This window comes from Streptomyces sp. NPDC039424, from assembly GCF_055639495.1.
In genome coordinates this window covers 1,693-14,517 of the sequence record NZ_JBVKAI010000018.1, presented here as the reverse complement: position 1 = coordinate 14,517, position 12,825 = coordinate 1,693, and the positions used below count along the sequence as shown (strand labels likewise).

The window sequence follows — 12,825 nt, the reverse complement described above, 5'->3', positions numbered from 1 at the left end:
GGCGGGGCGGAAGTGTCCGGACCGCGTCAAGCTCGGCCTTGTCGCCCATTTTGCCCCGCACGGGTGACCCCCGTGGACGTGTGTTCAGGCGCGCCTGCGGGCCGCCTCGTACAGCACGATGCCCGCCGCGACACCGGCGTTGAGCGATTCGGCGCCGCCCGGCATCGGGATGCGGACGCGGAAGTCGCAGGTTTCGCCGACGAGCCGGGACAGGCCCTTGCCCTCGCTGCCGACGACGATGGCGACGGGGCCGCCGAGGGCTTCGAGTTCGCCGAGCTCGACGTCGCCGTCGGCGGCGAGGCCGACGACCACGATCCCGGCCTTCTTGTAGCCCTCGAGGGCGCGGGTGAGGTTGGTGGCGCGGGCGACGGGGGTGCGGGCGGCGGTGCCGGCGGAGGTCTTCCAGGCGCCGGCGGTCATGCCGGCGGCGCGCCGCTCGGGTACGACGACGCCGTGGCCGCCGAAGGCGGAGACGGAGCGGACGACGGCGCCGAGGTTGCGCGGGTCGGTGACGCCGTCCAGGGCGACGATCAGCGGGTCCTCGCCCTCGTCGTAGGCGGCGGCGGCGAGGTCCTCGGGGTGGGCGTACTCGTAGGGCGGGACCTGGAGGACGAGGCCCTGGTGGTTGAGCCCGTTGGTCATGCGGTCGAGCTCGGGGCGCGGGGCCTCCATGAGGTTGATGCCGCCGCGTTCGGCGGCGAGCTGGAGGGCCTCGCGGACGCGCTCGTCGTTGTCGATGAACTGCTGGACGTAGAGCGTGGAGGCGGGTACGCCCTCGCGCAGTGCCTCGAAGACGGGGTTGCGGCCGACGACCAGTTCGGAGGTGGGCTTGCCGCCGCGGCCCCGGGCCGTGGGGCGGCGCACGGCCTGCTTCGCCTTTGCATTGGCGATGCGGTTCTTCTTGTGACCCTTGCGCATCTCGGCGGGCGGGGTGGGGCCCTTGCCTTCGAGGCCCTTGCGCCGCTGGCCGCCACTGCCGACCTGCGCGCCCTTCTTGCCGGACATGCGACGGTTGTTAGCGGCCATGACCTACCTGTCTGTGTGAGGCGTGAGTACGTACGTATATGCAGTGTGCCGCCCGGATAGCCGGGCGGCACAATCGATCAAGAGATCGATCATCGGGGGATCAGCGCGGGCCGAGGCTCCAGCGCGGTCCCTGCGGGCTGTCCTCGATGGCGAGGCCGGACTGGTTGAGCTGGTCGCGGATGGCGTCCGCGGTGGCCCAGTCCTTGCGGGAGCGGGCGGCCTCGCGCTGGTCGAGGACCATGCGGACGAGGGTGTCCACCACTCCGTGGAGGTCTTCGCCGCGGTCGCCGTCCTCGCCTGCCCAGTGTGCGTCGAGCGGGTCGAGGCCTAGGACGCCGAGCATGGCGCGGACTTCGGCGAGCCGGGCGACGGCGGCTTCCTTGTCGTCGGCGGCGAGGGCGGAGTTGCCCTGCCGGACGGTGGTGTGCACGACGGCGAGGGCCTGGGGGACGCCGAGGTCGTCGTCCATGGCCTCGGCGAAGGCGGGCGGGACCTCGGCGGACGGCTCGACGACTCCGCCGGCCTTCTCCACCACGCGCTGCACGAAGCCCTCGATGCGGGCGAACGCGGACTCGGCCTCGCGCAGGGAGTCCTCGCTGTACTCGATCATCGAGCGGTAGTGCGGGGTGCCGAGGTAGTAGCGCAGGACGATGGGGCGCCACTGCTTGACCATCTCGCTGACCAGCACCGAGTTGCCGAGCGACTTGGACATCTTGTCGCCGGCCATGGTCACCCAGGCGTTGTGCACCCAGTACTGGGCGAAGTCGTCGCCGAAGGCCTTGGCCTGGGCGATCTCGTTCTCGTGGTGCGGGAAGATCAGGTCGAGGCCGCCGCCGTGGACGTCGAAGGCGCTGCCCAGGTACTTGTGGGCCATGGCCGAGCACTCCAGGTGCCAGCCGGGCCGGCCGGGGCCCCAGGGGGTCGGCCAGGTCGGCTCGCCCGGCTTGGCGGCCTTCCACATGGCGAAGTCCCGCGGGTCGCGCTTGCCGGTCTCGCCCTCGCCGGACGGCTGCAGCAGGTTGTCCAGCTCCTGCCGGGACAGCTCCAGGTAGCCGGGGAAGGAGCGCACGTCGAAGTAGACGTTGCCGTCTGCCTCGTAGGCGTGCCCGCGTTCGATGAGCGTCTGCATCATCTCGATCATCTCGGGCACGTGGCCGGTGGCGCGGGGTTCGTACGTCGGCGGGAGGCAGCCGAGGGCCGCGTAACCGTCGTTGAAGGCGCGCTCGTTGTCGTACCCGATCGACCACCAGGGCCGGTTCTGCTCGTGGGCCTTGGTGATGATCTTGTCGTCGATGTCGGTGACGTTGCGGATGAACGTGACCTCGTAGCCGCGGTATTCGAACCAGCGGCGCATGATGTCGAAGTTCAGCCCGGACCGGATGTGCCCGATGTGCGGTGCCGCCTGCACGGTGGCGCCACAGAGGTAGATCGAGACACAGCCCGGCTTGAGCGGGGTGAAGTCACGGATCTGCCGGGCGCTGGTGTCGTACAGGCGAATAGTCACCACTCCAGGGTAGTGGTCGCGGGACAGTGCCTTGCGACCCTTGTGCCGAAGGGTCGTTTATTCGTGACAAGTGCGCGGAAGACGGGGAGACCCGTCAGAGACTCCCGACGACCTTGCGCGGCACGATCCGTACGACCACCCGTTCCGCGTCCTGTGCCGAGGCCGGGTTGAACTGGGCGTATTTCTTGCCGGTGTACTTCAGGCTGAGCTCGTCGATCAGTGCCTGGCCGCCCTCGGTGGTCAGCTCCGCGTTGCCGCGGATCTCGGCGTACTCGTAGGGCGACTCGGGGTCCTGGACGACGACGCTGACCCGGGGGTCGCGGTCGAGGTTCTTCTTCTTGCGACGGTCGACGGTGGTGGAGATCAGGAGCTGGTCGCCGTCCCGTTTCACCCATACCGGGGAGAGCTGGGGGTCGCCGTCGGGCTGGGCGGTGCCCAGGACGACGAAGACGGGGCTGTCGAGGAGGGACTTGAGGCGGTCGGACAGAGCGGCGGGCATGAGGGTACCTCCGGGACCGTAAGTCGCTGGTCACTCTGCGGGTACCCTCACACGCTCTCAGCTCACCCGCACCACGAGCGCGGTCGCGACGGCCATCAGGCCCTCGTCGCGGCCGGGGAATCCGAGTCCGTCGGTGGTGGCTCCGGAGACGGAGACGGGGGCGCCGGCCGCATCGGAGAGGATCTTCTGGGCCTCGTCGCGGCGCTTGCCGATCTTCGGGCGCGGTCCGACGACCTGGACGGCGATGTTGCCGATCCGGAAGCCGGCCTCGCGGACGATACGGGCGGCTTCCGTCAGCAGGGTGACGCCGGGCGCGCCGGACCACTCGGGGCGTCCGGTGCCGAAGTGCTGGCCGAGGTCGCCGAGCCCGGCGGCGGAGAAGAGGGCGTTGCAGGCGGCGTGCGCGACCACGTCCGCGTCGGAGTGTCCGGCGAGGCCGGTTCCCTCGCCCTCCCACTTCAGTCCGGCGCACCACAGCTCGCGGCCGTCCTCGAAGGCGTGGATGTCGGTGCCGATGCCGACCTGGGGCAGTGGCGGCAGCGCCTCAGAAGCCATCGTTGAGCCTCCTGCGGGCGAGGACCGCCTCGGCGAGGACCAGGTCGAGGGGGCGGGTGACCTTGAAGGCCTCCTCGTGCCCGAGGACGGTGACGACGCGCAGGCCGAGCTGTTCCACCATGCTCGCGTCGTCGGTGACGTCGTCGGTGACGCTCTCGTGGGCGCGGACCAGGGTGTCGCGGTCGAAGCCCTGCGGGGTCTGCACGGCGCGCAGCCGGGACCGCTCCGGCGTGGCCATCACCGGCTCCGGCTCGCCGGGGGCCGCCGGGGCGACTTCCTTGACGGTGTCTGCGAGGGGCAGTGCGGGGACGACGGCCGGGGCTCCGTCGCGTACGGCCTCGATGACGGCGTCGACGGTGTCCACGGGGACCAGGGGCCGGGCGGCGTCGTGCACCAGCACGACGCGGTGCTCGGGCGGCAGCGCGTCGAGGCCCAGCTTCACCGACTCCTGGCGTGTCTCGCCGCCGGGCACCACCAGGAAGTCCGTGCGCTCGGGCAGGGCGTGCGCGTCGAGGAGGGACTTGACCTCGGCGGCGCCGTCGGGCGGGGCCACGACGATCACCAGGGAGACGGCACGGGAGGCGGCCATCGCGCGGACCGCGTGGATGAGTATGGGTGTTCCGCCCAGCGCGCGGAGCGCCTTGGGGGCGCCCGGACCAAGGCGTACGCCCCGTCCGGCGGCCGGAATCACGGCGGCGACGGGCGATGGCGCGGGCGAAGGACGCGAATCGTCAGACATCGGTTCCTGTCAGGTTTGTGTGCTCGGCCTGAATGGGTATGGCCTCAGCGTCAGCGTGCCACCGGGCACTGCACCTCGACCGGACCCTTCCGTGAAACCGGTCGAGGGAATCGGCCGAACCGGCTGCCCGGGCCCGGCACGATCGGTACACGGGGCATCGGGGACTCCCCGTGGGGCACACGGCATCACGTACGTCGGCTGAGGACGGACATGCCGCAGCGCCCGGCGACAGGTGGTGTGTCATCGGGCACCGCGGCATTTCAGTGTGCTGAGCGGGCGTAGCCTGCCAAAGGCCGGTCCGTCAGGACGCGAGAACCTCGTCGAGCAGGGCCTCGGCCTTGTCCTCGTTGGTGTTCTCCGCGAGGGCGAGCTCGCTCACCAGGATCTGGCGAGCCTTGGCGAGCATGCGCTTCTCACCGGCGGAGAGTCCGCGCTCGCGCTCGCGACGCCACAGGTCACGTACGACTTCCGCGACCTTGATGACATCGCCGGAGGCGAGCTTCTCCAGATTTGCCTTGTAACGACGCGACCAGTTCGTGGGCTCCTCGGCGTACGGCGCGCGCAGCACCTCGAAGACCCGGTCCAGCCCGTCCTGACCGACCACATCACGTACGCCGACGAACTCCGCATTGTCCGCTGGCACACGTACCGTCAGGTCACCCTGGGCGACCTTCAGCACCAAGTAGGTCTTGTCCACGCCTTTGATCTGGCGAGTTTCGATGGCCTCGATCAGCGCGGCCCCGTGATGGGGATAGACCACGGTGTCGCCAACCTTGAACGTCATGTGACAGGTACCCCTTCCGTGGCTATCCAGAGTAACACGGAAACGGCGGGTTCTGAATGGCGTTTTCGCAGGTCAGGGCATATCTCGGGGCTTGACAACAGCGACAGGAACGTGCTTCGGAAGGCCTGCGGAAGCAGGTATTCGCAGGTCGGAGCGGCTCTTCGGGCGGGGTGAAACCCGTACGTTACACACATCCGGAGCCCCCTCCAAGCGGTCGAACGTCCACATTTGTCCGGCTCCACACGTGCGACTTACGCTACTCCGTTCGGTGACTGGAGCCGGGTACGAGACGAATCCGGAATTGATCACGAGGACCCGCTGATCGACGTACTGATCGGTACGTGATCAATATCCGGGTGGCCGTACATTCCTTCACGGAAATTTTGCCGGTCGCGTTATGTGAATGCCGGAGGAGACCATGGTCAATGCCGGCGGGGAGTGACTCCGGGGACGTCGGGTACCCCCTGCATGAGGGAAGCGCGCACGTTGGGGGAGGGTCGGGTGCGGCCGGGCGGGAACGGCTCGGTAACCTGAGGCCGTTGACAGACACTTAGGGCGGCTTTATATGGAGGTCGCCCCTGCGTTCAAGGAGTTGCCGCCGCCGTGAGCAGCAGCCTTCGACGCGGCGCCCTCGCCGCCTCCGCCATCGTTTTCTCGATCGCCTCGCTCGCCGCCTGCGGTGCCGGCAACGACGCCCAGACCCTGGAGATCAAGCCGGACAACGCGGCGACGTCCGTGGGCACGATCAAGGTGCAGAACGCCGTGGTCATCACCCAGCCCGACGAGCAGTCGACGGGCCCGGCGGTCATCTCCGCCACCATCTTCAACAGCGGCCCCAAGCCGCAGACCCTCCAGTCGATCGCCGTCCCCGGCACCGGCAAGTCCGCCAAGCTCTCCCCCGCCAAGGGCAAGGACCTGAGCATCCCGGCCGGCGGCTCCCTGATCCTCGGCGGCGAGGGCAACGCCTCCGCCGTGCTGGAGAACACCAGCGAGGCCCTCCAGGCCGGCAACGCCCAGAAGATCACCTTCACCCTCAGCTCGACCGGTGATGTGAGCCTGCGCGCCTTCGTCGTCCCCGCCAAGAACTACTTCAGCAAGTGGGGCCCGACCGAGATCCCCTCGCCCTCCTCCTCGCCGTCGTCCTCGGCCTCGCCGGCCGCGGGCGCCTCCGCGAGCGAGAGCGGCAAGCCGTCGAAGGGCGCGTCCGCCTCCGCGACGGAGTCCCCGGACGCCGGGACCACCCCGAGCGACTCGGCCTCGGCTTCCGCCGCGGGCCACTGAGCGGCCGTACACACGGACGAAGGGCGGGACCCCTGGAGGGGGTTCCGCCCTTCTGTCATGGCACCGGACGGGGCACGGCCCGCGGGGTCGCCTACGGCTCGAACTTGTAGCCCAGCCCCCGCACCGTCACCAGATAGCGCGGCGCGCCCGGATCCGGTTCGATCTTGGCGCGCAGGCGCTTGACGTGGACGTCCAGGGTCTTGGTGTCACCGACGTAGTCGGCGCCCCAGACGCGGTCGATGAGCTGCATACGGGTGAGCACGCGGCCGGCGTTGCGCAGCAGCATCTCCAGGAGGTCGAACTCCTTGAGGGGGAGGTCGACCTTGGAGCCGGAGACGGTGACCACATGGCGGTCGACGTCCATCCGGACCGGGCCGGCCTCCAGCGCGGCCGGGGTGACCTCCTCCGGCTCGCCGCGCCGGCGCAGCACCGCGCGGATGCGGGCGACCAGCTCCCGCGAGGAGAAGGGCTTGGTGACGTAGTCGTCGGCTCCTATTTCCAGGCCGACCACCTTGTCGATCTCGCTGTCCTTGGCGGTCACCATGATCACCGGGACGTTGGAGCGGCCACGCAGCTGGCGGCACACCTCCGTACCGGGCAGGCCCGGCAGCATCAGGTCGAGGAGGACGAGGTCGGCGCCGTTGCGCTCGAACTCGTCGAGTCCGTCGGGGCCGGTGGCGGCCACGGCCACCTCGAAGCCCTCCTTGCGGAGCATGTAGGAAAGGGCGTCGGAGAAGGACTCCTCGTCCTCGACGACGAGCACTCGGGTCACGGAAGGACCTCCGGGGCGGGAAGCGTTTCGTACGCGGTTGAGTCGGGGGAACTGGAGGGGGACGGCCCGGCCTCATCGTCGAGGTCGGGGTGCTGCTGGGCGCGGTCTCGGGCCGCACCCGCCTCCGGCAGCCGCAGGGTGAAGGTGGAGCCCTGGTTCTCTGCGCTCCACACCGTGACCTCCCCGCCGTGCGAGGCGACCACGTGCTTGACGATGGCGAGGCCGAGGCCGGTGCCGCCGGTGGCCCGGGAGCGGGCCGGGTCGACGCGGTAGAAGCGCTCGAAGATGCGCTCCTTGTCCTTGTCGGAGATGCCGATGCCCTGGTCGGTGACGGCCAGCTCGATCATGTCGCCGCCGGGTGCGACGATCCGGCGGGCGGCGATGCCGACGCGGGTGCGGGCCGGGGAGTAGTTGACGGCGTTCTCGACGAGGTTGCCCAGGGCGGCGGCGAGCTGCCCCCGGTTGCCCCAGACGTGCAGGTCCGCCGTGCCGCCCGCCCGTCGCCCGCCGGCACCCTGATCGAGCCCTTCGGGCGACCACACGTTCGAGGCCATGGTGATCTGCTTGGCGCCGGCCTGGTGGCGGCAGCGGTCGACGGCCTCGGCGACGAGCTCGTCGACGCGGACGGGCTCGGCGTCCTCCAGGGGGTCGTCGTTCTGCACCCGGGAGAGGTCGATGAGTTCCTGGACCAGGTTGGTCAGGCGGGTGGCCTCGATCTGCATGCGACCGGCGAAGCGCTGCACGGCCTCCGGGTCGTCGGAGGCGTCCATGACGGCCTCGGACAGGAGGGAGAGCGCGCCGACGGGGGTCTTCAGCTCGTGGCTGACGTTGGCGACGAAGTCGCGTCGTACGGCCTCGATGCGCCGGGCCTCGGTGAGGTCCTCGACGAGGAGCAGCACCAGCCGGGAGCCCAGCGGGGCCACACGCGCGGAGACGGCGAGGGCCTCCCCCCGCCCGGTCCCGCGCCGGGGCAGGTCCAGCTCGACCTGCCGTATCTCGCCGTCGCGTCTGGTGTCCCGGGTCATCTGGAGCATGGGTTCGACGGCGAGCTTGCCGCCGCGCACCAGCCCGAGGGCGTACGCGGCGGAGCTGGCCTTGACCACGGCGTCGGCCTCGTCCAGGACGACGGCCGACGAGCGGAGCACGGACAGGACCGTGTCCACTCCGGGCGGGAGTACGGGATCGGTGTGCAAGGAAGTCCTGGTCGGTCGCTTCTGGTCGCGTTCGCTCCAGCGGAACGCCAGCATGGCGATGACACCGGTGAGCACCCCGGCGATCGCTGCCGCTGCGGCGACCGCCGCGTTCACGTCCATGCGTCCAGGTTAGGCACGGGAATCCTCCTGACCACAGCCGTCTGGGTGCGAGCTCGAACACTCGTCGCCCAGAGTTCACCTTGGAGCCAGTATTGGTTCATTTGGGGTGGCGGAAACGGACGCGTACGGGCCGGAACGTGGGAGCGTGGGGATCGCAGACCCCCGAAGGACACGTACGAGAGGGAACCCTGATGCGGGACGCGTACCACGAGGAACTGGACTCGATCGGCGACGGTCTGGTGGAGATGGCCCGGCTGGTCGGGTCGGCGATCGGACGCGCCACGACGGCCATCCTCGACGCCGATCTCAAGCTGGCCGAAAGCGTCATCGAGGCCGACAAGAAGATCGACGAGCTGCAGCACGACCTGGAGGCGCGGGCCATAGCCCTGCTGGCCCGCCAGCAGCCGGTGGCGACGGATCTCCGGATCGTCGTCACGTCGCTGCGCATGTCGGCCGATCTGGAACGCTCCGGTGACCTCGCCCAGCACGTGGCGAAGCTCGCCCGGCTGCGTTTCCCCGAGCGGGCGGTCCCCCAGGACCTGCACGCCACCATCCTGGAGATGGGCCAGCTCGCGCAGCGCCTGATGGCGAAGGCGGCCGAGGTCATCATCACGAAGGACGTCGACCTCGCGCTCCAGCTGGAGTCGGACGACGACGCGATGGACCTGCTGCACCGCACCCTCTTCCAGCACCTGATCGACGAGCGCTGGAAGCACGGCATCGAGACGGCCGTGGACGTCACCCTGCTCGGCCGCTACTACGAGCGGTACGCGGACCACGCGGTCGCGGTCGCCAAGCGGGTCGTCTTCCTGGTGACGGGCGAGCACGCGGACGACATCCAGCCGGACATCCAGCCGGCGACGGGGGCGGAGGGCTCGTAACCCGCCCTCATGGTTTCTCGTGGCCCGGGGCTGGCGTCCGGGGCGTGCGGGCGCCACTGTGCGCCGTTGACGCGCCCTGAGCACCGGGCATGAAATGGGCAAAGGCACCAGGCCCTGACCACTGGGAGGAACCATGGCCGAATCCCCCAGCACCACGCCCGACCCCACGCAGCAGCACGAGACCGAACAGCCCACCGACATCAGGACCCTCCCTCTCGTCGCCTCCTGCGGCTGCGGCTCGGGGTGCGGGTGCGGCTGCCAGTCGGGCAGCCCGTGCCAGTGCGGGTGACGGCGGGAACCGTTTGAGACGTACGAGGCCTCGGTGATCACGGATCGCCGGGGCCTTCGTCGTACGCCGGGACGAGGAGGCCCGGGGGCCATGAATCGCCCCTCGTGGGCCGCGGGAGCAGCATAGGAGAAGAGGAAGGAAAGGAAGAAAGGGAGACAGAAATAAAGAAAACGGACAGGGGGGGAAGAGGAGGCGCAAGGCCATGGCCAAGTACATGGACGTCCACCACGGCATGAAGGGCATCACCGCCGAGCAGCTGAAGCAGGCGCACCAGGCCGACCTGGCCATCGAGGGCGAGGAGCGGGTCCACTTCGAGAAGGCCTGGGCGGACCCGGAGTCCGGCACCGTCTACTGCCTCTCCGAGGCTCCTTCGGCCGAAGCGATCCAGCGGATCCACGAACGGGCGGGGCATCGGGCGGACGAGGTGCATCCGGTGCCGTTGACGGTCTGAGGACCGCTCTGGAAGGTGACCGCACTGCGTGGAGCCCCCGGGCGCGGCCGGAGGCTCCGGAGGCGTGGACAGCGCGCGGCGTGGACGGCGGGGGTGTGGACAGCGGGGTCCCGCCCGCTCAGGCGCCGCCCCGGCTCCGCGCCTCCGCCTCGGCGATGGCCTGGGCCTCGGAGTCGGCGACCGCGAGGGCCAGACCGAAGGCCTCCGCCATATGACTGGCGGCCGACATGACGCGGGCCGTGCCGACCACGGGGGCGATGGCGACGAGGACGTCCTGCAGCTGTTCGGTCGTCAGGTTCGCCTCGGCCGCGGCGCCGGCGTGGGCGAGGTAGGAGACCGCGGGCGCGTCCATGGCGACGAGTGCGGCGAGACGGGTCAGGATGAGTGTGCCCGCGTCCATGCCGCACCGCTCGATCGAGTCGATCGTCATGGCGGTGAGTGTGTCGAGAACGGGGGCGTCCGATGCGGTGGCCATGGCGGGACCGCCTTTCCCTCGGGGAGCCGACACCTCACAACGTACGCATGCGGGTGGGGCGCGGCTTCACCCTGCCCGGGTGAACCGTGATGCAGGAACAGGTGGCCACACAGGTCGCGAAGCTCAACTCGGGCACCGTGCCCTTCATCGAGCCCGGACTGCCCGAACTGCTGGTCGAGGCGCTGGAGTCGGGCCCGCTGCTTCGCCCCCGCCGGGGACCAGGTGGAAGTCGCCTGGAACCCCGAGTTCCTCCGCGAGAGCCACGCCGTGGACGACACCATGCGCCCCGACCGGCTGGTCTTCGGCGTCTGCTCCCCCTGGGCGGAGACCCGGCCGCGACCGACACCGCCCGGCGCGGCTTCCCGGAGCTGGGCTACGCCACCGACGCGCTCCGTAGGCGACCCGGCCCGCCCCGGTATTGCGGTCGCGTCGGCGTACCCGGTCGGGCGATGATCTGCCGCATGACGGAGAAGGCGGGCCTGGGCGTCGACGACGACCACGGGTGGACGAAGCGTTTGGCATGGGCTCACGGCCTGGTGGCACCGAGCCCTGCCGAACGCGCCACCGCCCTCGCCCGCCTGGCCGCTGCCCGCGGCGAGGCCGACGCCGCTCGCGACCGCCTCTACGCGGCCTCGTACGGCTCGTCTCTCCGGCTGTGGTGCACAGCCCGACGCCGGGCCGCCGCGCACAGGGCCTACGAGGAGGCCGCGAGTCACTGCCTCCCGCAGGCGCTGTGGACCAGGCACCGCCACGACGGGGACCTCGTCACCTGGCCGGGGCTGCCCTACGCGCTCCTCTTCCTGGAGTGGGAGGCCCGTTATCCACAGCAGTGGACGGAGCACGCCAAGGAGTGGGGCACGAAGCAGTCCCTGATCCGGGACATGGCGACCGTCGGCCACCACCCACAGGTGCGGGCCAAGCTCGTCGACCTCGTCGACGTCGTCGTCCAGCGGCCCTACCGCTGCAAGGACCGCGAGTACGTCCGCGTGGCCCGGTCCGTGGACGGCCCCGACCTGCGCGGCAGGCTGACCACGGCGCGGCGATCGGACAATCCCTGGGCCCGGCGCCACGCCGGTTACGTGCTCTGGCTCCTCGACCACCCCGAGATACCGAACACCCGGGACGTCTGGACCACCTGGCTCGCTCGCGAGCACCGCTCCGAGCGGCCCTAGAGCTGATCGCGCCACCACGGCGCGTCAGCACTCCTGACGTGTACGACCTTGGCCCTGGCCAGGATCTTGTCGTCGAGTGCCTGCACGAGGGCGCGCAGCTCACGAGCGCTTTTCCTGGGCAGCGCGTGCAGCACGGCCTCAAGGTGATCACGGTAGTAGCCGGGGTCGCACCCGCACTCAGGGATGCCGCACCGAGCACCCGTGAACGGATCCGCCACCCGCCTGAGGGGGCCGTGTGCCAGCCTCTTCCAGTGCCAGAACGCCTCCGCGGTGGCTTCGGACCGGAAGCGGGACCTTTCCAGCCGCCGCAGGTCGGCCGCGCAAGAGCCCGAAAGACGGCCGATCTCCGGGTACCGGCGCGGAGCCGGTGCCCGGACAGGGGGTTCGCCCCGCAGGGCTGAGGGGCGCCTACGCGGCATTGCCCCTTTGGTTGCCGGTCATGGGGGCAACGTATCTCACGTGCCGGGCACGGGTCGCGTGGCCTGCATGATCACTGCCACTGACTCGTCCCGCATCAGGCCGTCGAGGATGGAGCGGAAGGCGTCGTCGCCGAGGAGAGTTCTCTGCTTGCCGAGCCAGTAAAGGGCCGTGTCGGGTGGGTTTCCCATTTCCAGTTGCAGTACCAGGGCCTGCAGCGTGTGAGGCACGCCTTCTGCGACGCGTTGCTGCAAGGTACGGAGCACGCCCAACTGACCGTAGCTGATGGCGATGCCGGAGCGGTCGCCCTGCTCCTCCTTGATCGCGAGAGCAGCCCGGTAACGTTTCTCGGCTTCCTCGTAGTCCCCCCGATCCTGCGCGATGATGCCCAACTGGTGGTAGCCGGCGGCGATGCCGGAGCGGTCACCCAACTCCTCCTTGATCGCGAGGGAGGTCCGGAAACGCTCCTCGGCCTGCTCGTTGTCCCCTCGCTCCTGCGCGATGATGCCCAGCTGGTGATAGCCGGCGGCGATGCCGAGGCGGTCACCCAACTCCTCCTTGATCGCGAGGGCGGCCCGGTAACGCTCCTCGGCCTGCCCGTAATCCCCCCGCACTTGCGCGATCATGCCCAGCTGGTGATAGGTGGCGGCGATGGCGGACCGGTCGA

16 protein-coding genes and 1 pseudogene are annotated in these 12,825 nt (G+C 70.1%); 6 read left to right on the top strand and 11 right to left on the bottom strand.

Annotation, left to right across the window (positions count from 1 at the left end; genetic code table 11):
• Window positions 1-84: 84 nt before the first annotated feature.
• From rlmB to ACZ7L0_RS33310, 6 genes are all read right to left on the bottom strand, one after another.
• On the bottom strand, window positions 85-1,026 hold the full coding sequence (gene rlmB, locus ACZ7L0_RS33335; RefSeq protein ID WP_471246265.1) for a 23S rRNA (guanosine(2251)-2'-O)-methyltransferase RlmB: 942 nt from the start codon (window positions 1,024-1,026) through the stop codon (window positions 85-87).
• Window positions 1,027-1,126: 100 nt separating this feature from the next.
• On the bottom strand, window positions 1,127-2,530 hold the full coding sequence (gene cysS, locus ACZ7L0_RS33330; protein WP_471246264.1) for a cysteine--tRNA ligase: 1,404 nt from the start codon (window positions 2,528-2,530) through the stop codon (window positions 1,127-1,129).
• A 94-nt stretch (window positions 2,531-2,624) separates the two neighbouring features.
• Window positions 2,625-3,029 (bottom strand): PPOX class F420-dependent oxidoreductase, encoded by a 405-nt coding sequence (locus ACZ7L0_RS33325; protein ID WP_471246263.1) that lies wholly within the window; start codon window positions 3,027-3,029, stop codon window positions 2,625-2,627.
• Between the two features lie 57 nt (window positions 3,030-3,086).
• Entirely contained in the window at window positions 3,087-3,584 is a 498-nt protein-coding gene (gene ispF, locus ACZ7L0_RS33320) for a 2-C-methyl-D-erythritol 2,4-cyclodiphosphate synthase (RefSeq protein WP_471246262.1), read from the bottom strand.
• Window positions 3,574-4,323, bottom strand: a complete 750-nt coding sequence (gene ispD / locus ACZ7L0_RS33315) for a 2-C-methyl-D-erythritol 4-phosphate cytidylyltransferase (RefSeq protein WP_471246261.1) — start codon at window positions 4,321-4,323, stop codon at window positions 3,574-3,576. Before ispD ends, ispF begins: the two co-directional genes overlap by 11 nt.
• Window positions 4,324-4,624: 301 nt before the next feature.
• On the bottom strand, window positions 4,625-5,107 hold the full coding sequence (locus ACZ7L0_RS33310; protein ID WP_003953493.1) for a CarD family transcriptional regulator: 483 nt from the start codon (window positions 5,105-5,107) through the stop codon (window positions 4,625-4,627).
• A gap of 603 nt (window positions 5,108-5,710) precedes the next feature.
• Here ACZ7L0_RS33310 and ACZ7L0_RS33305 point away from each other — a divergent pair.
• Window positions 5,711-6,388 (top strand): copper chaperone PCu(A)C domain-containing protein, encoded by a 678-nt coding sequence (locus ACZ7L0_RS33305; RefSeq protein WP_471246260.1) that lies wholly within the window; start codon window positions 5,711-5,713, stop codon window positions 6,386-6,388.
• Between the two features lie 91 nt (window positions 6,389-6,479).
• On the opposite strand, the gene phoP is transcribed toward ACZ7L0_RS33305, so the two are convergent.
• Together phoP and phoR are read right to left on the bottom strand one after the other, a co-directional pair.
• The gene (gene phoP, locus ACZ7L0_RS33300; RefSeq protein WP_018568744.1) at window positions 6,480-7,151 is read right to left on the bottom strand and encodes a two-component system response regulator PhoP; all 672 of its coding nucleotides are present in this window, start codon (window positions 7,149-7,151) and stop codon (window positions 6,480-6,482) included.
• A gap of 5 nt (window positions 7,152-7,156) precedes the next feature.
• On the bottom strand, window positions 7,157-8,473 hold the full coding sequence (gene phoR / locus ACZ7L0_RS33295) for a two-component system sensor histidine kinase PhoR (RefSeq protein ID WP_471246259.1): 1,317 nt from the start codon (window positions 8,471-8,473) through the stop codon (window positions 7,157-7,159).
• A 191-nt stretch (window positions 8,474-8,664) separates the two neighbouring features.
• Here phoR and phoU point away from each other — a divergent pair, with 191 nt between their 5' ends.
• The 3 genes from phoU to ACZ7L0_RS33280 all read left to right on the top strand — a co-directional run bounded on the left by phoU (window position 8,665) and on the right by ACZ7L0_RS33280 (window position 10,094).
• Window positions 8,665-9,354, top strand: coding sequence for a phosphate signaling complex protein PhoU (phoU, locus tag ACZ7L0_RS33290; protein WP_471246258.1), 690 nt, complete (start codon window positions 8,665-8,667; stop codon window positions 9,352-9,354).
• A 133-nt stretch (window positions 9,355-9,487) separates the two neighbouring features.
• On the top strand, window positions 9,488-9,643 hold the full coding sequence (locus ACZ7L0_RS33285; protein ID WP_471246257.1) for a hypothetical protein: 156 nt from the start codon (window positions 9,488-9,490) through the stop codon (window positions 9,641-9,643).
• A gap of 202 nt (window positions 9,644-9,845) precedes the next feature.
• Window positions 9,846-10,094 carry an SCO4226 family nickel-binding protein gene (locus ACZ7L0_RS33280; RefSeq protein WP_471246256.1) on the top strand — a complete coding sequence of 83 codons (249 nt, stop codon included), beginning with the start codon at window positions 9,846-9,848 and terminating at the stop codon, window positions 10,092-10,094.
• Between the two features lie 118 nt (window positions 10,095-10,212).
• Here the strand turns inward: ACZ7L0_RS33280 and ACZ7L0_RS33275 are convergent, their stop codons facing one another.
• Window positions 10,213-10,569, bottom strand: coding sequence for a carboxymuconolactone decarboxylase (locus ACZ7L0_RS33275; protein ID WP_471246255.1), 357 nt, complete (start codon window positions 10,567-10,569; stop codon window positions 10,213-10,215).
• A gap of 204 nt (window positions 10,570-10,773) precedes the next feature.
• On the opposite strand from ACZ7L0_RS33275, the pseudogene ACZ7L0_RS33270 reads away from it, so the two are divergent.
• Together ACZ7L0_RS33270 and ACZ7L0_RS33265 are read left to right on the top strand one after the other, a co-directional pair.
• A pseudogene (locus ACZ7L0_RS33270) lies at window positions 10,774-10,908 on the top strand (UDP-glucose 6-dehydrogenase); the annotation flags it as partial.
• A gap of 122 nt (window positions 10,909-11,030) precedes the next feature.
• A complete protein-coding gene (locus tag ACZ7L0_RS33265) occupies window positions 11,031-11,741 on the top strand; it encodes a hypothetical protein (protein ID WP_471246254.1) in 711 nt (236 codons plus the stop codon).
• On the opposite strand, the gene ACZ7L0_RS33260 is transcribed toward ACZ7L0_RS33265, so the two are convergent.
• A complete protein-coding gene (locus ACZ7L0_RS33260; RefSeq protein ID WP_471246253.1) occupies window positions 11,738-11,875 on the bottom strand; it encodes a hypothetical protein in 138 nt (45 codons plus the stop codon). The genes ACZ7L0_RS33265 and ACZ7L0_RS33260 overlap by 4 nt on opposite strands.
• Window positions 11,876-12,196: 321 nt before the next feature.
• The coding region (locus ACZ7L0_RS33255; RefSeq protein ID WP_471246252.1) for a tetratricopeptide repeat protein at window positions 12,197-12,825 on the bottom strand (629 nt) is incomplete at its 5' end.

What these genes read in the sequence shown, in the direction of transcription:
- phoU (WP_471246258.1), top strand. Translation starts at nt 8,665, where the DNA reads ATGCGGGACGCGTACCACGAGGAACTGGACTCGATCGGCGACGGTCTG.
- ACZ7L0_RS33280 (WP_471246256.1), top strand. Translation starts at nt 9,846, where the DNA reads ATGGCCAAGTACATGGACGTCCACCACGGCATGAAGGGCATCACCGCC.
- ACZ7L0_RS33275 (WP_471246255.1), bottom strand. Translation starts at nt 10,569, where the DNA reads ATGGCCACCGCATCGGACGCCCCCGTTCTCGACACACTCACCGCCATG.
- ACZ7L0_RS33325 (WP_471246263.1), bottom strand. Translation starts at nt 3,029, where the DNA reads ATGCCCGCCGCTCTGTCCGACCGCCTCAAGTCCCTCCTCGACAGCCCC.
- rlmB (WP_471246265.1), bottom strand. Translation starts at nt 1,026, where the DNA reads ATGGCCGCTAACAACCGTCGCATGTCCGGCAAGAAGGGCGCGCAGGTC.
- ACZ7L0_RS33310 (WP_003953493.1), bottom strand. Translation starts at nt 5,107, where the DNA reads ATGACGTTCAAGGTTGGCGACACCGTGGTCTATCCCCATCACGGGGCC.
- ispF (WP_471246262.1), bottom strand. Translation starts at nt 3,584, where the DNA reads ATGGCTTCTGAGGCGCTGCCGCCACTGCCCCAGGTCGGCATCGGCACC.
- ispD (WP_471246261.1), bottom strand. Translation starts at nt 4,323, where the DNA reads ATGTCTGACGATTCGCGTCCTTCGCCCGCGCCATCGCCCGTCGCCGCC.
- ACZ7L0_RS33265 (WP_471246254.1), top strand. Translation starts at nt 11,031, where the DNA reads ATGACGGAGAAGGCGGGCCTGGGCGTCGACGACGACCACGGGTGGACG.
- ACZ7L0_RS33285 (WP_471246257.1), top strand. Translation starts at nt 9,488, where the DNA reads ATGGCCGAATCCCCCAGCACCACGCCCGACCCCACGCAGCAGCACGAG.
- phoR (WP_471246259.1), bottom strand. Translation starts at nt 8,473, where the DNA reads ATGGACGTGAACGCGGCGGTCGCCGCAGCGGCAGCGATCGCCGGGGTG.